This window comes from Candidatus Competibacteraceae bacterium, assembly GCA_016713505.1.
In the GTDB taxonomy this organism is placed as follows: domain Bacteria; phylum Pseudomonadota; class Gammaproteobacteria; order Competibacterales; family Competibacteraceae; genus Competibacter_A.
In genome coordinates, this window is record JADJPA010000001.1 from 1,410,466 (window position 1) to 1,430,265 (window position 19,800).

The window sequence follows — 19,800 nt, forward strand, 5'->3', positions numbered from 1 at the left end:
ACCTGACGGCATGGCCGCGCTACAACGCCGGGCGATCCGGATTCGCGGCCAAGTGCAAGGGGTCGGTTTTCGCCCGTTCGTTTACCGGCTGGCCACCCAACGCGGTCTGAGCGGTTTTGTCCGCAACGACGGCGCGGGCGTGGCCATCGAGGTGCAGGGCTTGCCGGCCGTTTTGGACGATTTTCTGGACGCCTTGCGCCAACCGCCGGCGCTGGCCCGCATCGACGCCTTAGCCGTCAGCGATCTGCCGCCCGAACAAAATTTCGACGCCCCGTTCGCCATCGTCGCCAGCGGCGGCGGCGCGACGACGGCGGAGATCGCGCCGGATTCGGCGATCTGCCCGGCTTGTCTGGCCGAACTGTTCGACCCAAGCGACCGCCGCTACCGTTACCCTTTCATCAACTGCACCGACTGCGGCCCGCGCTACACGATTACCGCCGCGCTGCCCTACGACCGGCCCAACACCAGCATGGCCGGCTTCACGCTCTGTCCAACGTGCGCGCGGGAATACCGTGATCCCGGCGACCGCCGCTTTCACGCCCAGCCGAACGCCTGTCCGGTCTGCGGGCCTCATCTCAACGTGCGCGACGCCTCGCATCAACCGATGGCGACTATCGATGTGATCGAAACCGCGTTAAAGCGACTGCTCGCTGGAGAGATTTTAGCGATCAAAGGTTTAGGCGGCTTTCATTTGGTCTGCGACGCGCAAAATTCCGCCGCCGTCGCCCGCTTGCGCCAGCGCAAGCAGCGCGACGCCAAACCGTTCGCGGTCATGGCCGCCAATGCGGCGTCACTGAGCGTTTGGGTTGAAATCAGCGACGCCGAACGGCGCTTGCTGGAATCGCCGCAGCGGCCCATCGTCCTGCTGCGCCAACATCCGGAAACCGAGCGGCGCTTGCCCGGCATCGCGCCCGGCTTGGCGCATCTGGGCGTGATGCTGCCGTACACGCCGCTGCATTATCTACTGTTCCATGAAGCGGCGGGCCGACCGGCGGGCGTGGCATGGCTGGACCAGCCCCAGCCTTTATTGCTAGTGATGACCAGCGCCAACCCCGGCGGTGAGCCGCTGGTGATCGACGATGGCGAAGCCGCGCGCCGCTTGGCCGGAATCGCGGATGGTTTCGTCAGCCACGACCGGGCGATTCTGGCGCGTTGCGACGATAGCGTGCTGATGGAAGGCGCGTTTGTTCGGCGCGCTCGTGGTTACACCCCGCAAGCCATCCGCCTGCCACACGCGGGGCCTTCGGTGTTGGCGCTGGGTGGTTTCCTCAAAAATACCGTTTGCCTGACGCGGGATGATCGCGCCTATCTTTCTCCGCACATCGGCAGCCTCGACAACGCTGAAACCTGTCGCGCGTTGGAAGAAGCGGTCGAACACCTGCAAGACATTTTGCGGATCGCGCCGGAACGGATCGCTTGCGACTTGCATCCCGATTTTCCCAGCAGCCGGCTGGCGGCGCGTTACGCCGCCGAGCGGGATTTGCCTTGCATCGCCGTGCAGCACCATCACGCCCACATCGCGGCGGTCGCGGCCGAACACGGTTTATGCGAGCCGATTTTGGGCTTGGCGTTGGACGGCGTTGGGTTAGGGGCGGACGGCGGCATTTGGGGGGGCGAACTGCTCGAAGTCGATGGCGCGCGCTTCGAGCGTCTCGGGCATTTGCGGCCGCTGCCGTTGCCGGGCGGCGACCGGGCCGCGCGCGAGCCGTGGCGATCGGCGGCGGCGGCGCTGCACGAACTCGGCGGATCTGACGAAATCAGCCGTCGTTTCGGCGCGAAGGCGGGTCTCATCCGGCAAATGTTGGACCAGCGCATCAACACGCCTTTCACCAGTAGCGCCGGTCGTCTGTTCGACGCCGCCGCCGCTTTACTAGGCGTGCGAGAAGTCAGCGATTACGAGGGACAGGCGGCGATGGAGTTGGAAGCTCTGGCGCACCGGCACGGTCCGGCGAATCCGCTGGCTGAAGGATTCGTTGTTCATGACTCCGGCGTCTTGGACCTTTTTCCCCTGCTCGCTTGGCTGGCGAATGGCGTTGTAACCGAATTAGGAGCGGCTTGCTTTCATGCCACGCTCGCCTTGGCTTTAAGCGAATGGCTGAATGGGGCCGGCAGAACATCAGGCATTCGGAAAGTGGCGTTAAGCGGCGGCTGTTTTCTCAACCGGTTGCTGGCGACTCAACTTCGAGCGCGTTTGGAACAATCCGGCTGGCAGGTCTTAACCGCCCGTCAAGCGCCACCGAATGATGGAGGGATCAGCTTGGGTCAGGCTTGGGTGGTGATGCAGTTCGTTTCTTCAGAAGCATCCTTACAAAGGCCTGACTTGACGCCGTCCCATTCCAGACAGCAAGCGCCTCACAACAGGCAGGCCTTTACTTGATCACACTTTGAACCTCAGTTTGTATTTGCCTACGCTCCAATAGGGGCAGCGGAATTAGCCCTTGCTGCAATAAATAACCGCTGGTTGCAATAGCGCTTTCAGAAGTCGCTTCCACTAGATATTCTTTCAAGCCAGCTACTAGAGAAAGGTGATTCCTCTTTACATAAAGCATCAAAGGGCTTACCACGGGATATAAATTACGGGCGATACTCGCTTGCAACGGCTCAACCCCATCAATCGGTAATTTATTTAAATTAAACTTGTTGGCAAAAGCCTCTGTAAAAATGCCCATTCCATTATTGAGTTTTTGTACCACGGTATCCAAATTATCGTATTCAGAATAGGCGCCGTCTTTACGAAAGGTAGTACAAATAGCCTCAAAATTTTTAGGATCAGTGACTTCCAGATTTTTTAAAGCAGCAAACTGCTTGCAACCCGCTAGCATGATTTGATTGAGAACTACTTGGTAATAAGCAAAGACCGGACTAGAATTCCATATCTGAATTTTAATATCGGGAAAAGCGGGGTTAATTTCTTTCCAGGTTTTATAGGAATTGGGAATTAATTTACCGCCGCCTTGTGGATCAGGAATATCTTTAGCCATAGCCAAAAATAGATCCTTACGGGACAATAGTTCAAAGTCTTTGATATTTCCAGTAAAAGCGATGACGACCGCAGTAACGCCTGTTTTGAACTTTAAGATGTCTTTAACATCATTATTTGCGCACAGTTCTTGCTCGTCAGCCGTCATGGGGCGCAAAACGACCGCAGCATCCAGCGACTCGATACCGTCACTAGCGCAAAATTGCTTGTAAGCCAATTCTGGGCTGGTCGACTGAATATTGGGGGCTTTTTTAAGCTTGCCGCTTTGGGTAAGTTGTTCGCTGACGGCAACCGCCATCGGGTAAGGGGCATAGCCGGCCGCAATGGTGGGGTAATCCCTGACGCTCTGAGCGTAGATAATGCTCGTGGCGAATACGTTCACCGCCAGAGCCGTAGCCACTATAAGATTAATTTTTTTCATCAACAGCCTCAATCATGTGATCTTCTTGAAATCCTTCGATCCCTCTAAAGGATGATCGCTCGGGCAAACCCACGATACCTGCGTAACGATATGCAATTCCCGTTCTGACATTACAATAGTGCGAACCCTTCGAATCCTAATAAGCTCTATAAAAGCTTGGCGTGTACCAGAGTGATCTCCCTATAATGCACTGCTAAAAATACAAAAAATTGGAGAAAAAATAAATTGAAAATAACGCTTTTTTGTATCATAAAAATTACTTTTTATAAAATATAAGTAGCAAAGTAAGTCTTCATCATCAAAATATGTAGAAAAGTAAACGGGATTCTTGCACCATCAATCTATCATTTTTGGTTTGAAGATCATTTAGGGTCACTTGTGACAGATAGCGCAAGCCAACTTGGCAGTCATTCACAACTCAAAATCAGATGAGCTTCCGTAAATACCGGCGTGGTACACGGACTCCAAGCAGTCTAGTCTTTATCTTGTGCGCCACCCTGCATGGAGCACGCACGGAGCGCAACTCTTGAAGCCTTTTCAGCCATGATCGCTTTTCAGAGGATTCTGCCCATGTGCCTCGCCGTTCCCGTCCAGATCGTCGAAATCCTCGACCACGACCAAGCCATCGCCGATATGGGCGGCGTTCGAAAATCCATTTCCACGGCCTTATTGGACGAGGTAGCGGTCGGCGACTACGTGATCGTGCACGTCGGTTACGCCCTCAACCGGCTCGACCCGGACGAAGCGGCCGAAACCCTGCGGCTGTTCGCCGAGATCGCCGAGGTCATCCGCGATGAAATACCTGGATGAATTCCGCGACGGCGACCTCGCCCGCCGCCTCGCCGCCCGCATCCGTCAGGAAGTCGAGCCGGAGCGCCATTACGCCCTGATGGAATTCTGCGGCGGCCATACCCACGCCATCTGCCGCTACGGCATCGAAGACCTGCTGCCGGCCAACGTCCGCTTGATCCACGGCCCCGGCTGTCCGGTGTGCGTGCTGCCGAGCGGTCGCTTGCAAGCCGCCATCGAACTGGTGGAACGGGAACACGTCACCCTATGCAGCTACGGCGATCTACTGCGGGTGCCGGGAGCGCGCGGCGACACGCTGCTCAAGGCCAAGGCGCGCGGCGCGGACATCCGCATGGTGTATTCGGTCAGCGACGCGCTCGACATCGCCCGCGCCCAACCCGAGCGACACGTTGTATTCTTCGCCATCGGCTTCGAAACCACCACCCCACCGACCGCCGTCGCCCTCCGTCAAGCCCGCCAAGAACAACTCGTCAACTTCAGCGTCTACTGCAACCACGTCCTCACCCCGCCCGCGCTGCGGGCGATCCTGACGACCCCGGACCCGATCCAACTGGACGGCTGCATCGGTCCCGCCCACGTCAGCACCATCATCGGCAGTCAGCCGTATCACTTCGTCGCGACCGAGCACCGCCGGCCGCTGGTGATCGCCGGCTTCGAACCGCTGGACGTGCTGCAAGCGATTTCGATGTTGATCCGTCAGATCAACGCGGGCAAGGCGGACGTGGAAAACGAATACACCCGCGCCGTCAGCGCGCGGGGCAATCAAAAAGCCCAGCTTTTGATGGATGAAGCGTTCATGCTACGGCCGAGCTTTGAATGGCGGGGGCTTGGCTGGCTGCCGGATAGCGCCCTGCAAATCCGACCCGACTTCGCCGCCTGGGACGCCGAACAGCGTTTTGATATCCCCCCGATTCAAGCCACCGATCACAAAGCCTGCGCCTGCGGGGAGGTGCTGCGCGGCGTCAAGCAGCCGCAAGACTGCACCGTCTTCGGCACCGCTTGCACGCCCGATCATCCGCTTGGTTCCTGCATGGTCTCCGCCGAAGGCGCGTGCGCGGCCCACTATCACTACGGCCGGTTCCGACAGGCGGCGTCATGAACCGCCGCGAGCGCTTCCCCCGCCGGCTCGATCTGACGCACGGCCGCGTCGAGATCAGCCACGGCGGCGGCGGGCGGGCGATGGCGCAATTGATCGAGGAACTGTTTCTCGCCGCCTTCGACAACGACTGGCTGCGCGCCCAAGACGACTGCGCTCAATTCGCCGTGCCTCCCGGCCGCGTGGTGATGGCCACCGACAGCCACGTCGTTTCGCCGCTGTTCTTTCCCGGCGGCGACATCGGCTGTCTGTCGGTTCACGGCACGATCAACGACGTGGCGATGGCCGGGGCGCGGCCGTTGTATCTCGCCGCCAGCTTCATCCTGGAAGAAGGCTTGCCGCTGGCCGACCTCAAGCGCATCGTCGAATCGATGGCCGAAGCCACCCGCCGGGCCGGCGTGCCTGTCGTCACCGGTGATACCAAGGTGGTCGAACGCGGCAAGGGCGACGGCGTGTTCATCACCACCACCGGCGTCGGCGTGGTCCCAGACGGCGTGACGATTTCCGCAAAACGGGCGCGGCCCGGCGATGCCATCCTGCTCAGCGGCTCGGTGGGCGATCACGGCATGGCGGTCCTGGCGAAGCGGGAAAATTTAAGTTTCGACGCCCCGATTCAATCCGACACGGCGGCCTTGCACGAACTGGTGGCGGCGATGGTGGCGGCGGTACCCGACCTGCACTGTTTGCGTGACCCCACCCGTGGCGGTTTGGGCAGCGCCTTGAACGAAATCGCCCAACAGGCCGAAGTCGGAATGCGCTTGCGCGAGGCGGCCATCCCCGTGCGCGAGCCGGTGCGCGCCTTGTGCGAGCTGCTGGGATTGGACCCGCTTTACGTCGCCAACGAAGGCAAACTGGTGGCGATCTGTCCGATGGAATCAGCGGAAACGCTGTTCGCGGCGATGCGCGCTCACCCGCTGGGACGGGAGGCCGCGATCATCGGCGAGGTGGTGGCCGACGATCACGCCTTCGTGGAATTGGAAACCAGCTTCGGCGGCCGGCGTTTGGTCGATTGGTTGAGCGGCGAGCAGTTGCCGAGAATTTGTTAAAAAGAATCTTGAGCTTCAATACGCTTCAAAAGTGAATTGCGCCGATCCGATCATCAGGACATCGCCGGTTTCCAGCGCCAACACCTCGTTGGTCGCCAACCCGTGATGGCCAACCCGCACCGCGCCCGGTTCGGCCAGATTCTGAATCCAGTACATGCCCTCCCGGAATAGCAGTTCGGCATGATGGGGCTTCACGTCTCCGGCCTCAATGCGCAGGCCCGCTTGCGGGGAGTTGCCCAACGATACCCATTTCGGCAGGTAAAAATGCACCACCTGCCGGCGCGCGGCATCCTCGCGCTCGAAGCGGGCATACAGCAAGGAGCCGGGATTGCCGACTCCGTTGAGCTGGGCCACTCGATCCTGAACGCGCAGCAAGTTCAGATAGCGCTCGCGCAAGGATTTGCGCAAGTCATCAGCGCCGGCTTGCCGGTCTCGCTGACGCAGTACCTCGACTAGATCAAGCAAATAGCGACCGAACTTCTCGCGCGGTTGCCGGGGGTCCCAGTGGGTCGGGGTGCGCTCCCATTTCCGGTCCCAGGCCAACACCAGTTTCAACCGGTACAGATCGCAAATATCCACGGTATCGTCCGATTCCAGGAACTCCCAACACCCGCGCGGCAAGCGCTGGCCGTTGCGGCCGGTATAAGTGTGTCCCACATCGCTGGCCGGCATGACCGCCAACTGATCGCCGAGCGCGCAAATCACGCAATGCAGCCGGGAAATCCGAGTGTATTTCGGAACAAACCCCAGGGTGAAATCCCCAAACCCGGTACCGGCGGTCGAACTGTGGCGGCCGAAGACCATGAAGGGCCGGGATACCAATTCGATGCGCCCCGGCGCTTGCGACGGATCGGCGGCCAACAGTAGCGCGCGCGTCAGCGGCGTACCGCGACTGAGCGCATGATCGGTCGCGGTACGCAGGCTGTCGGTGCGCGCCTTGTCGGCGCGTAATTCGAGCGGGTAGGTACAGACCAGATTGTCGCCATCGTCCTTGGCGCGACCGGCGGCGCCCTCGCTGGACGGGGAGTCGGCCCACAACCAAGCGCCGGATGACGGCCCGGCCGTCAGGGGTTCCGGCCAAAAACGCTCGTTCTTTTCAGAAGGGCTGTCCGCGCGCTTGTCAGGGCGCGTCCGGCCCGGAAAGTCGAGCCGCACCTGGGACCGACTGTCGTAAGCCGTCCATTTACCTCGATGGTCGCACAGATCAAGTTCCAGCCAGAGCGTGGTTTGCGCCGAATCGCTGAGGGGATAACGATAGTTCAGATAAACGAGCTGGGCATCTCGCCCGTCCAGCAACCGCAGCGTCGGGAGCTTCCCGTCGTTGGCGAACACCAGATCGGTACTGCGCAAACGCAAGCGAATCTCCCGATACAACCACCAGGTGGGATTGAGCAGCAGCACGCACAGCACGCCGTCTTGTCCCGGCAACGCATTGACGGCGGTCGCCAGCCCCACGGAGATAGGTTGCTGGGTTTCCCCCAGCCGCGCGATCCGTTGTCCGAATTCGGGCAATCGAGCGGGTTCTCCACCCTGCGCCAGCCGAAGATAGCGGTTTCGAAAATAACGCAGCGCCTCTTGATCCCGTAAATCTTTACCCTCTAACTTACCAGAGAGTTCGTCCAACAAGCGCACGAATTCATCCAGCGGAGCCGGCGCGGGCGAAGCGGCCAATGCAGTCGGCTGCTCTGGCCCAGGCAAGGCCACTGTACCGTCCATATCGGCCGCCCGGATCGCCTCGGCAAGGAGGGTCGCCGCCCGAGTCTCATTGCTTGCCAGGAAGGTGACCGGATCGGCCGACGGCCCCAGCGGACGAAGGACGGTCGAGTCGAGCGCCGTTGCTTCGACGGGCTCCGCTACGCCCGCCGGGGTTTTAGCCTGCATCGCTTTTTCGTCGTAATCGAACGAAAAATCGAATTCCGATAAATCCAGGTCGAAATCGACGGCGTTCGAGCTGGCCGATGGCAGTCCGAGTATAGCCTCGCTATCTCGGCCGCCCGGAGCAGCACCCGTCACCTTGGACTGCTCTCCCAAAAAGCAACTCTGAGCGGCTTCATCCACCAATTCCGGCGTGATTTCCCGCTCCGATTGCAAGCTGGCCAGCAGCAGGACCGTATCGCACAAGACCGCGATGGCGCGGGGTATACCTTTGCAATAAAACCGGATCTGCTCGACGGCGGCGGGAGATAGCAAGGTGCTGCCCGCATGGCCGGCGACCTCAAATTGATGGGCGATAAACAGCTCCGTCTCCAGATCGCTCAACCGTTCGAGCCGGCACCGAACCCGAATGCTATCGCGCAGCGGCCGCAATTCCACCCGGTCCAAGCGGCCGTCCATTTCCGGCAAACCCACCAGTACGACCTGAAGGCGCTGGTTGGGGATGGTTGGCGTTTCCACGAAGTCCCGCAGGCGGAGCAACACTTCATCGGGCAAATGCTGGGCATCGTCGAGCAACAAGGCGATGGCGCGGTTCCGGCGCGCCTGGGCAGCCAGCGCATCCAGCAGCAACCGCGGTCGTTGATCGGGGTCCAAACCGTCGGTCGGCAGTTCGAGGCTGGCGGATAAGTAATTGAGAATGTCGGGAAAATCGAGATTGGCGTTGCCCAGCAGAACGAACCGGACATCGTCCGCTTCCTGCATGCAGCGTCGTAATACCAGGGTCTTACCGACCCCGGCCTCGCCGGTCAACAGGATAAAGCCGCGGCGTTCTCGGATACCATCTAGAATGTCGGCGCAAGCCCCATCGAAATTAGCATTTCGGTAATAGTCTTTCGAATCCTTCGGCTTGAAGGGTTTGCTATTAAAACCGAAGTAGGCGGTATACATGCCCCTCTCCTCGTCCCGAAGGCCATCGCACGATCAAACACCTCCGAGAAACTTCCAGTAATGCCCCGACATGGTTGGCCATGCCGAGTTCGAATCCAGATTTCTCCAACACCACAGCCAGCGGCCTCCCTTTGTTTTCCATACCTTATCCGGCCTGCCCGACGCCGTTGCCCCGTAACTCCCTAGCGAGATCCGCCCCAGCTCTCAAAAGCCAGCAGAGCCAGACCACGCTTCAGGGGTGACGCGCAAAGTCACCGCAGGCGCAGGAATTGAGAACACTAAAACCGACCGGTTGCCGTTGCTTTACACGCCCTGACACAGCGCCTCAAGGAACCACTCTCTAAAGCAGCCCTAAATTTATTTAGCAACTTTAATGCCAGTCAATCCCTCCACTCCCCGCGCGCTGGCGGCGCCTGAGGTTTGCCGGCTTTTGATGCTATCGAACGGCGCCGGCTCCCGCCGGGTCAGCGCACGCTGGCGCTCTTGATTGTGAAGTTCTGCAAGCTTTCTTGCCAGATAACGCCGACGCTGTCGCCATTTTTAGGAAAGTCCTTTAGCTGATAGCTCCCGCTCAGCCCCCGTATAAAATCCCCCCCCAGGGTCACGACCGTGAAAGTAGCCCGACCCAGTTCGAGGCCATCGGCCAACGCCCGCGCCGTATGCTGACCGTCCCCCAAGACGTTGGTGTTGAACAGCAACCCCCAACCGTTATCGGCATCGCCGCACGTTCCGCTGGTATCCAGGCGCTCCGTCCCGTAGCCGGCTTGCCACGGCGAGCCATCGATTTCGACATCCACCCGCTTGATAGCCACGCCGGGCTGACAGGTCCATCCCGAAAAAATAGTAATACCGCTTTGATACGAATCCGGTTGGGGATTTTCCAGATAGCCCAGTCGGCCCACCGCCGCCGGCGCCGCGGAAACCGCACCGACGGCGCTCGGCAACGGTTGCAATTCTGGAACGGCCCTTTGCTCGGCGGCCGCGGGCGCATGCTGATTCTGGCGGGCGCTGGCGGGCACGTTACGAGCGCTGATGACGAAATTCTGTAAGCTCTCCTGCCAGCGGATCACGACGTTTTGACCGCTCTTGGGAAAATCGGGAAGCTGATAAGTGGCGCTGGCGCCGCGCAGGAATTCGGTCCCGAGCGTGGTGACCGTGAAGCTGGCGCGACCGATCTCGTACCCGTCGGCCAGCGCCCGCAGCGAATGGCTACCAGTACCCAAACGATTGGTATTGACCAACAAGCCAAAACCGTTATTCGTATCGCCACAAACGCTTTGCGTATCCGTGCGCGGAGTGCCATAGCTGGCTCGCAGCACGGTGCTTCCATCGATCTCGATAGTGACCTGCCCGATTTCGGGCGCGTCTTGGGCCGCGCCTGGAACGCAGGCCCACCCAGAGACTACGGTAATGCCGCTTTGATACGAACCCGGTTGGGGGTTGTCCAGAAAACCTATTTTCTTATTTTCAAGCCATTTACCAAGGCCGTTATCATAACCGGTTTGCAAACGGCCATAAACCGCATAGGCATCATTGCAGGTGCCGCTGCCGGCCGTCAGCGTACCCACTAAATAAGCGTTGTCCTTGAAGACGCCCGAACCGCTGCTGCCCTGTTCGGTAAACCCTTTATCGATGAACATCCTGAAATAGGTTCCGTCCGAGCTAGGATTGCAAACGACTTGATCGCCCGTGGTTTTAAGGCATTGATAACGGCTTTGCGAGGCGCCGAAGCTGATTTTCTTCCAATCGCCTTCGGGATGATGGATGGCGGTATAGCGGTCCCCTTCCGCATCCCAATTCCAGCCCGCATAAACAGCACCGGCGGGCGGTTGTTCGTTAAGGCGTAGCAATGTCATATCGTTATTGGCATAGGTTTCCAGCACGCTCGCGCCGCCAGAACGAAACTGTGTGTTGGCGGACTGCGAAGAGCTGTTGCAAGAAGCTGATTCATAAAACCAAACCGTTTCCAGGGACGATGCTTCGGCCGCGGTTGACACACAGTGGCGGGCGGTCAAAAAAAAAGGGATCTTGGAATTGGCTCGATCCGCCAACAAAGTCCCGCTGCAAAGCCCCGTATACGTCCCTGACGTGAAAACCATCTTGGCGACCGCATTGGAAATGTCGTCGCCATTTTGGCTGAGGGTGCTGTAGCAATTGACATCCAAATTGCAGCGCGCGGCGGCGGCAGGCAGAAAGCTGCTTGATTGTCTGGGGTCGACGGTTAAATGCGATACGGCATCAATTTCCAAGTCAACCTCATTCAAATCAGCTCGCGACCGTACGCGAACCTCCACGACCGCCCGATCTCCCTCCAACGTCGGCGACCAATAAACCTCTGGGTTTTCACCCGCATTGACTCCAGCGCTTTGATTGGTGCTGACGAGTTGTACTATATGCTTGGCGCTTATTCGGTAGGCACGCCCTTGGCCGACCCGACCCGAATAGAAGCGCAATTCTCCAGTTGCCGGCAATCCGCGCACCCGCAGGCCCACGCGCAGAGCCGCCGCGCCGGGCGAAGTGACTTGAAGGCGCGCGATCTGCTCGCCGCCCGCCTGAGCCTGCCACCGCCAAGATTGGGAAACCGCCAGCGACCGTTCCAGAAAATCCGCGATACGGCGGTTAAAGCCGATCTTGGAAGGACCTCCGTCTGATTTTTTCGACGCCATCTGCTCGACTGTTACCGATGCAGGCGGTGGCAAATCGAGACGGAGGATCGAAAGAGTCGCTTCTCCCGCCCGAGCGGCTTGAGTCTGAAACAGGGTATTGGGGATTTCTTCAACGATCCGCGATGGCTCGACCTGGGGTTGATAGCGCTGGGGTGCCACCGGACGCTGGAGAACGGCTGAGTTTGGCTGAGACGGCTGCTCTGGGAACGACGATTCGCCTGCCAGAGCCACACTTTCAAGCAGCATCCAGCCAACGATCACGACAGCGACCAACAAGCCGGCTAAAGGTGTCAAGCCGGCGACCACGGCGGCGATTAGTAAGCGCATTTCTCGGTTCCCTTCAGTCACATGAAGCGATCATCGTACTACTACTTTCAAAAAAAGACAGGTAGGCACATCGGGAGCGGGCTGCTGTTTCAGTAGGTCCACGCTATCATGACCTGCCGTATCTCGCCCGCCACTTAACAGGCTTGCAGGCTCAAGGCGCGGGGCTCGAAATCCATCAAACCTTGTAAGGAAACGCTGGCGCATCCAGCACTCAATCCATCACGCATCCGATTCTGGACTTCACACAGTGGCTTCATGTTTAATCACAATCAGCCAAAACCGCGCGTCATTTTTGTCTCGACCCAACTTCACCCCACCCAACAGCTATGTCTCATATCGACATTCATCGCCTTCATGAACTTACTCCCGAACAAGCGCGTGAAGCGGCGGAAACACTTATCGCACAGCTGTCCGAGCGTTACGAGATCGATTATCACTGGCAGGGCGATTCGCTACATTTCGAGCGGGCCGGTATCAGCGGACAAATCGACTTGGAGCCAGGTTCGATTCGGATCAACGCCCGGCTGGGATTTCTACTGGCGCCGATGAAATCCCTGCTGGAGCAGGAAATCCATCGTCAATTGGAGCACGCGTTTTACGCTCCGCCCGCATCGAGCTAACAGGCCCCATCCGGTTGGTGTTGCTTTGCAAAATAGATAACCGAGCTGCAGGGATGGCTCCGTTGCGCTGAAGTTATTGGTGGCGCAACCGACCGAGTGGCCAGATCCCTAATGAAATCAGAAGCGCATACCCAATTTCAAAGCGGAAGTTCCGACCTGGCTCATCCAGAGATTTAACAGACAGCAACAGCATGAAACTCACATTCAGGGTCATCGCTTTCGGGATTCAACCTCAGCGCGATTCGCGAGTCCTACGAAATCAGCTCCCGAAACTCTTCGTAGGTGATCCCACGGGAATCGACACGCTCATCAATCGAATTTTCTTACAACAACAGGTGGAACTCGCCAAAAACCTGCCTCAGGACAACGCCGAAAACCTTCTGCGGATACTCACCGATATGGGTTTGAAGTGTCGCATGGAACCGATGCAACTTTCTTTGGCCCCTATCGAAGATGAAATTGTAATTTACCGATGCCCGGCCTGTGGCTACCAACAACCCGCCGACGACCTTGGCATCTGCGAACGCTGTGGGGTGGCGAACCGTAATTACAAGGGTTACCGCGAGCTTAAAGAAGCCAGCCAACTGGAGCGCCAGTATCTCCAATCGCGGCCGATTCATCGCAAGAAACCGGGATATCTACCATCGGTCTTCAGAAACATCGCCATTGCCACCGGCATCGGCATCATCATCGGTTTAGCACTCTGGCGTCTGGAAACAGAACAGACACCTTCTAAAACACATACCCAGCCCAGCGATCAACCCGACACCGCTCTTTCCACTAACGCCGCGCTCAAGGTAGAACGCGCCGCCCAAAAAATGGCTCAAGTGCCTGTAAATCCAACACTAGCACCGACACCGACACCGACACCGACACCGACACCGACACCGACACCGACACCGACACCGACACCGACACCGACACCGACACCGACACCGACACCGACACCGACACCGACACCGACACCGACACCGACACCGACACCGACACCGAGCAATATTATTACTAGCGCACCAGCGGTTGTTGCCTCTAATTCAAAGCCCATCGTCCCAACTGGGCCATCCACCTTCCATTCCGAAAGTGCTGACAGGCTTCCCACCAACGATCCAGTGGCTCCATATCCCAACAGCACCGCCAGCCAGCCGGCTGCTTCCAAATCGACGACCACGCCTACAACAGCCGCTACTAGCCCCAAGCTTCCCACGGAGGGTCGCGATATCATTACTCCCAGCAGCATTACCGCCAACCCGAACCCGCTCGAAAAGATGAACACGCTGGCGCCTGAAAGCTCCAGTACGGCAACACCCCCCGCTGACATCCCGATTCCGGCCGGCGCCAGCAACCCCCACCTGCTTACCATCCTGGCTCGCTACCAAGCTGAAGCGGGTCAGCTCACCAGCGCTCAGCAGACTCTTAAACAGATTGACGAGTGGTCTAATAGCCACGCCAGCAGCCTATCCGCTACCCAACTAGATACCTTTAACAGCAACCGCGTCGAAACCATAGCCGTGCTGGCCAGCCAGCAGTACAAACAACAGCTGTTTGCCACGGCTCAGGAACTATGGTTGCAAGCAATCAACTTGACCAATACCCTCAAAGCTCCGAGCGAGCGCGCTCTAGCATTCGCCAGCTTAGCTCGCTCGCTGCATGACAGTAACCCCATCGCCGCAGGCAGCTATTTCAAACGCGCCGAGGAAAACGCGCGCATTATCAACGACCCTACCCTTCGCGCGACCACCTTGAGCGCCTTGGCGCGCGATCTGGCCGCCACCGATCATTCGGAGCAGTCCCGCGAACTCTTTGCCCAGGCTAAAACGACCGTCGTCGGCTTACCGAATACCCCTACCCGGCTGGTCGCCCTCAGCGTAGTCGCCCAACACTTTGCCGAAGCCGGCGACACCGCTGTCGCCAATACCCTGTTGCAAGAAATCGATAGCGCAAAGATTGCCGCACCGCCGCTGGCTGTCATCCAGCATCGGCTGCAAACGCAAGGCGCGATCGCTCGCAACTTCGCCCGCACCGGCGATCCCCTAACCGCTCGAACCCAATTGACAGCGACGCTTGGCTCGGCCGAAACGCTGAATCAGTCTGATACTCAGGATGACATTCTGTTATATCTGGCCCAAACACTAGCCCGTATGGGCGACTTGCAGTCGGCCGATAAAATCGTCACTAAGCTTATGAAAAAATATGGTATTTCCGCCAACCCTGTCAAAGCGCCCTTATAAGGGATCGGGGTTTTTTTACCAAAGCATTCCAGAGCTTCTGGCGATTCTAGCCAGAATCGCCGGCGATTATCCCAACCTCGTGGAAGTGCTTCAATGGCCGATGCCAGCCGAAGTCGCTGCTCGAATCAACCGCAACTGACAGAACGAACCCCACAAAACCGCCGACAACCGCGCTGTCGGCTTAACGCAATTCGTGGCGTAGTACCTTTCCCGTGCTCGATTTCGGCAGATCGTCGCGAAACTCGATATGCCGGGGTATCTTGTAGGGAGCCAGTTGCTGGCGGCAACGCGCCAGAATAGTATCCGCCGACAACGCGCCATCCGGCTTGCGCACCACGCAGATTTTGACTGCCTCACCGGTTTTTTCATCCGGTATCCCGACGCAAGCCACCTCTAGAACGCCCTCGCAACCGCTCACCACGTCCTCGATTTCGTTGGGATAGACGTTGAAACCGGACACCGTAATCATATCTTTTTTGCGATCCACGATGCGGACGAAACCTCGCTCGTCCATCGTGGCGATATCGCCGGTCAACAACCAACCATCGCGCAGGATTTGATCGGTTGCGCCGGGCTGCTCCCAGTAACCGAGCATCACTTGGGGTCCGCGCACGCACAATTCGCCCCGTTCGCCCGCGGCGACTTCGCCGCTGCCGGGATCGCGCAGTTGAATATCGGTGGAGGGTAGCGGCAACCCGACGCTGCCATTGAATTCGCCAAGATCGACAGGGTTGATACAAACCAGCGGCGAGGCTTCAGTCAATTCATAGCTTTCCAGCAGCGGGATTCCAGTCAAAGCCCGCCAGCGCTCCGCCACCGCCTGCTGGACCGCCGCACCTCCACCGATGGCCAGCTTGAGCGACCTGAAATCCAAATTCCTGAATTTTTCATTTTGCATCAGTGATTTGAATAATTCATCATCGCCGGTGATGACAGTGAACTTCCAGCGCCGCATTTCAGCCGCGCACAGCGCCCCATCGCGCGGATTGCTCAGCAGCACGTTCAGGCCGCCGTGGCGGACGAAGCACAGGCAATTTAACGTGAGGTAAAAGATACGGTGCAGCGGGTGGACGGTGATGATGATTTCTTCGCCCTCGCGCAGCAGCGGGCCGACGAAGGCGACGCACTGTTCCATGTTGGCCACCATGTTGCGATGGGTCAGCATCGCCCCCTTGGGCAGGCCGGTGGTACCGCTGGTATATTGCAGAAAGGCCAAATCCTCACCGCTTGGTTTGCCGGCGTTCAGCGAGCGACCGTTGCCTACAGCGAGCGCTTCTTTGAACGCGATGGCGTTCGACAACGCAGCCACCGGCGCTCTATTCTTGATGCGCTCGATGAATAGATTGACAACCTTCGCTTTCCAATACGGCAAAAGATCGCCAATTTCGGTCACAAGAGTCGCCCCAATTTGAGTGTGGGCGATTAGGTCGGCCAAGCTCTGCGCCAAATTGGCAAGAATCACGATGGCCTTGGCGCCGGAATCTTTCAATTGATGTTCCAATTCGCGCGGCGCGCTGAGCGGATCGATGTTGACCACCACCAAACCGGCGCGCAGCACGCCAAACAGCGCCACCGGGTATTGCAGCAGGTTCGGCAGCATGATCGCCACGCGCTCGCCTTTCTCCAAGCCCAGCTCCTGTTGCAGATAGACCGCTAGCGCCCGGCTTTTTTGCTCCAGCTCGTTGTAGCTCATGCTGTAGCCCATGCTGGCGAAGGCATGGCGGCGACCGAACTGACAGCAACTGCGCTCGAACACTTCGACCAGCGAACGATATTGATCGGGATTAATGTCCGCCGGCACCTTGGGCGGATAACTGTTCAGCCACACCTTTTCCACGAGAAAGCTCCAATCGAGAGAACGTTCGATATTATTAGGTTTGCTCAACCGATTGTCGGATGTTCAGGCGCTTGCCTGAATCATGCTCATCGACCTTTTCAGAGAGAAAGGTTTATAGCAATTGTTGCGCCAGGCGGCGACTTCGACAAGCCGGTCAGGTGTCGGCCGAACCCGGCGTGAATGTGGGGCGTCAACCGCTCCGAAACATCACCAGATGATCGATGTCCAGGCGGATGCCGATCCGCTGTCCCGGCGCATGATCGTGATGGCTGGGCGCCAGACACAGCAAGCGAGCGCCGCTGTCCAGTTTGAGGCCGTACAGAAAATCCGCGCCCCGGAACGCCCGATCCACTACCTCCGCTGTCAGCGGGCTGGCGTCATCGTGGGTCACGTCGTCCGGTCGCACCAACACGTCCACCGGATCGCCCGGCGCGCAATCGATCAGCGGCACGCCATCGATATCGCCCAGTTCGGTGCAGACCCGGCTGCCCTCCCCCATCCGGCCGGCCAGCAAAACGCCCTGGCCGATGAAGCCGGCGACGAAGCGGTCGGCGGGCCGATGGTACAGGTTGTAGGCGCTGTCCCACTGTAACAGCCGGCCTTGGTGCAACACGCCGATCTCATCGGCGAAGGCGAAGGCTTCGAACTGATCGTGGCTGACCAGCAGGCCACCGATGCCCTCGCGCAACAGAATGGCGCGAATCTCACGGGCCAAGCCTTCGCGCAGCGCAACATCCAGACTGGAAAACGGCTCGTCCAACAATAACAAACGCGGGCGTGGAGCCAGCGCGCGGGCCAGCGCCACCCGCTGCTGCTGGCCGCCCGAAATCTGATGCGGATAGCGTTTGGCGCAGTCTTCCAAACCGACCAGCCGCAACAGATCACGCACTCGCCCCTGCCGTTCTCGCGCTTGCCAATCGCGCAAGCCGAAGCCGATATTGTCGGCGAGCGTCAAATGCGGGAACAGCGCCAAATCCTGAAACATCATGCCGATCCGCCGCTGTTCCGGCGGCAAGGTCCAGCCGGTCCGGCTCAATTCGCGCCCTTCCAAATGAATCGCACCCCGCTGGAGCGGCTCGAAACCGGCGATGGCGCGCAGCAGAGTGGTCTTGCCGCAGCCGCTCGGGCCGAGCAGACAGCCGATGCCGGTCTCCTCCATCCGCAGCGACACTTTTTGAATCACCTGGAGGGGCGGATAAGCGATGTCGATCTGGTTCAATTCAAGGAACGGCGTCATAGCCGGGTCTCGACTGGCCGATGGCGCGGCTGAGCAGGATGACCGGTCCGATGCCGGCCAGCACGATGGCCAGCGCGAAACCGGCCGAATCCGCCAGCCGTTCGTCCGAGGCCAGCTCGTAGGTTCGCACCGCCAATGTGTTGAAATTGAAAGGTCGCAGGATCAAGGTCGCCGGCAACTCCTTGAGCACGTCCACGAACACCAGTAACAGCGCGGCCAGCAGACTGCCGCGCAACATCGGCAAATGAATCTGGCCCAATACGCCCAACGGTGAGGTGCCCAGCGAGCGGGCGGCAGCGTCCATGCTGGGCCGAATCCGGCTCAAACCGCTCTCGACGCTATGAAGCGCCACCGGCAAGAACCGGCTGCAGTAGGCGAACAGCAGCGCCGCCAGCGTTCCGCTCAGCAGCAAGCCGGTCGAAATCCCCAGCCATTGCCGCGCCCAGGCGTCCACGCCGCGATCAATCGCCGCCAGCGGTAACAGCACCCCGATGGCGATCACCGTACCCGGCACCGCATAGCCCAAGCCGGCCCCGCGCACCGCCGCGCGCACCAGCGGACGCGGCCGCAGCCGCTGGCCGTAAGCCAGCAGCAGCGCCAGCAGCAAGATCAGCACAGCCGCGCCCGACGCCAGCAACAAGCTGTTCGCCAACAATTGCATGAATCGGGCATCCATCACGCGCGGCGCGGTCCGCAGGGCCGACAGCGTCAAATGTCCCGCCGGAATCAGGAAGCCGAACAGCAAGGGAAGCCCGCAAGCTGCGGTCGCCAGCCAACGCGCCTGACCCGCTAGCACCTGGCGGCGCGGTCGAGACTGTCGGTTGCTCGCGTGATGAAAACGCGCTTGCCGCCGCGATAACCGCTCGAACGCCAGCAAGGCAACCACGAACAGCAACAACAAACCTGCCAGTTGCGCGGCGGCCACCGCATCGCTCATTCCGTACCAGACCCGGAAAATACCCGTGGTGAAGGTGCTGACCCCGAAATATTGCACTGTACCGTAATCGGCCAAAGCCTCCATCTGCACCAGCGACACCCCGGCGATCAGCGCCGGCCGGGCCATCGGCAGCGAAACGACCACAAAACGCCGCCACGGTCCCGCGCCGAGCGTGCGGCTGACTTCCATAACGGCAACCGATTGATCGAGAAAAGCCGCCCGCGCCAGCAGATAAACGTAGGGGTACAGCACCAACGCCAGCATGACGACCGCGCCGGACAAGGAACGAATTTCGGGGAACCAGTAATCATGATGGTTCCAGTGGAAGCGGTCGCGCAAGACGGTTTGCAGCGGACCGGCGTAATCCAACAGATCGGTGTAGGAATAGGCGATGATGTAGGCGGGAATCGCCATCGGCAGCAACAGCAGCCACTCGAACCAGCGCCGGCCAGGAAATTCGTGCAGGCTGGCCAACCACGCGGTGGGCACGCCGATCAACAAGGTTCCCACGCCGACCCCGAGCATCAGCAACACGGAATTTTGCACGTAATCCGCCAGCACGGTCTCGGTCAAATGCTCCCAGACCGGACCGGCCGGCCGCAGCGCGGTCAACAATACGGTCAGCACCGGCAACGCCAACCAAAAAGCGGCCCCGACCACCAACACAGACCAGCGGTCGAGGCCAAGCCACTGCGCTCGCAACCACCGCAGCCGGCGCGGCGCGGCGGGAGGCATAGTCACCGAGAGATTAGAAACAAGCACCTCCCGGCCG

General features: G+C 59.3%; 12 protein-coding genes. 6 read left to right on the forward strand and 6 right to left on the reverse strand.

Annotation, left to right across the window (positions count from 1 at the left end; genetic code table 11):
* Positions 1–10: 10 nt before the first annotated feature.
* Positions 11–2,377 carry a carbamoyltransferase HypF gene (gene hypF, locus IPK09_06465; protein ID MBK7983261.1) on the forward strand — a complete coding sequence of 789 codons (2,367 nt, stop codon included), beginning with the start codon at positions 11–13 and terminating at the stop codon, positions 2,375–2,377.
* On the opposite strand, the gene IPK09_06470 is transcribed toward hypF, so the two are convergent.
* Positions 2,370–3,401, reverse strand: a complete 1,032-nt coding sequence (locus tag IPK09_06470) for a substrate-binding domain-containing protein (protein ID MBK7983262.1) — start codon at positions 3,399–3,401, stop codon at positions 2,370–2,372. The genes hypF and IPK09_06470 overlap by 8 nt on opposite strands.
* A gap of 570 nt (positions 3,402–3,971) precedes the next feature.
* Here IPK09_06470 and IPK09_06475 point away from each other — a divergent pair.
* From IPK09_06475 to hypE, 3 genes are read left to right on the forward strand one after another with little or no spacing between them, the layout of a single operon-like run.
* Entirely contained in the window at positions 3,972–4,211 is a 240-nt protein-coding gene (locus tag IPK09_06475) for a HypC/HybG/HupF family hydrogenase formation chaperone (protein MBK7983263.1), read from the forward strand.
* A complete protein-coding gene (hypD, locus tag IPK09_06480) occupies positions 4,195–5,310 on the forward strand; it encodes a hydrogenase formation protein HypD (protein MBK7983264.1) in 1,116 nt (371 codons plus the stop codon). Before IPK09_06475 ends, hypD begins: the two co-directional genes overlap by 17 nt.
* Positions 5,307–6,353: a hydrogenase expression/formation protein HypE gene (gene hypE / locus IPK09_06485; GenBank protein ID MBK7983265.1), complete on the forward strand. Its 1,047-nt coding sequence runs from the start codon at positions 5,307–5,309 to the stop codon at positions 6,351–6,353. The genes hypD and hypE overlap by 4 nt, the downstream gene beginning before the upstream one ends.
* A 15-nt stretch (positions 6,354–6,368) precedes the next feature.
* Here hypE and IPK09_06490 read toward each other — a convergent pair whose 3' ends face one another.
* Together IPK09_06490 and IPK09_06495 are read right to left on the reverse strand one after the other, a co-directional pair.
* On the reverse strand, positions 6,369–9,176 hold the full coding sequence (locus tag IPK09_06490) for an AAA family ATPase (protein MBK7983266.1): 2,808 nt from the start codon (positions 9,174–9,176) through the stop codon (positions 6,369–6,371).
* Between the two features lie 464 nt (positions 9,177–9,640).
* Positions 9,641–12,169 carry a trypsin-like peptidase domain-containing protein gene (locus tag IPK09_06495; GenBank protein ID MBK7983267.1) on the reverse strand — a complete coding sequence of 843 codons (2,529 nt, stop codon included), beginning with the start codon at positions 12,167–12,169 and terminating at the stop codon, positions 9,641–9,643.
* 326 nt (positions 12,170–12,495) lie between these two features.
* Here IPK09_06495 and IPK09_06500 point away from each other — a divergent pair, with 326 nt between their 5' ends.
* On the forward strand, positions 12,496–12,789 hold the full coding sequence (locus IPK09_06500; protein MBK7983268.1) for a polyhydroxyalkanoic acid system family protein: 294 nt from the start codon (positions 12,496–12,498) through the stop codon (positions 12,787–12,789).
* A gap of 191 nt (positions 12,790–12,980) precedes the next feature.
* On the forward strand, positions 12,981–15,017 hold the full coding sequence (locus IPK09_06505; protein ID MBK7983269.1) for a hypothetical protein: 2,037 nt from the start codon (positions 12,981–12,983) through the stop codon (positions 15,015–15,017).
* Positions 15,018–15,198: 181 nt separating this feature from the next.
* Here the strand turns inward: IPK09_06505 and IPK09_06510 are convergent, their stop codons facing one another.
* From IPK09_06510 to IPK09_06520, 3 genes are all read right to left on the reverse strand, one after another.
* Entirely contained in the window at positions 15,199–16,854 is a 1,656-nt protein-coding gene (locus IPK09_06510; GenBank protein ID MBK7983270.1) for an AMP-binding protein, read from the reverse strand.
* A 190-nt stretch (positions 16,855–17,044) separates the two neighbouring features.
* Positions 17,045–18,091 (reverse strand): ABC transporter ATP-binding protein, encoded by a 1,047-nt coding sequence (locus IPK09_06515; GenBank protein MBK7983271.1) that lies wholly within the window; start codon positions 18,089–18,091, stop codon positions 17,045–17,047.
* Entirely contained in the window at positions 18,075–19,763 is a 1,689-nt protein-coding gene (locus IPK09_06520; protein ID MBK7983272.1) for an iron ABC transporter permease, read from the reverse strand. Before IPK09_06520 ends, IPK09_06515 begins: the two co-directional genes overlap by 17 nt.
* Between the last annotated feature and the right edge of the window lie 37 nt (positions 19,764–19,800).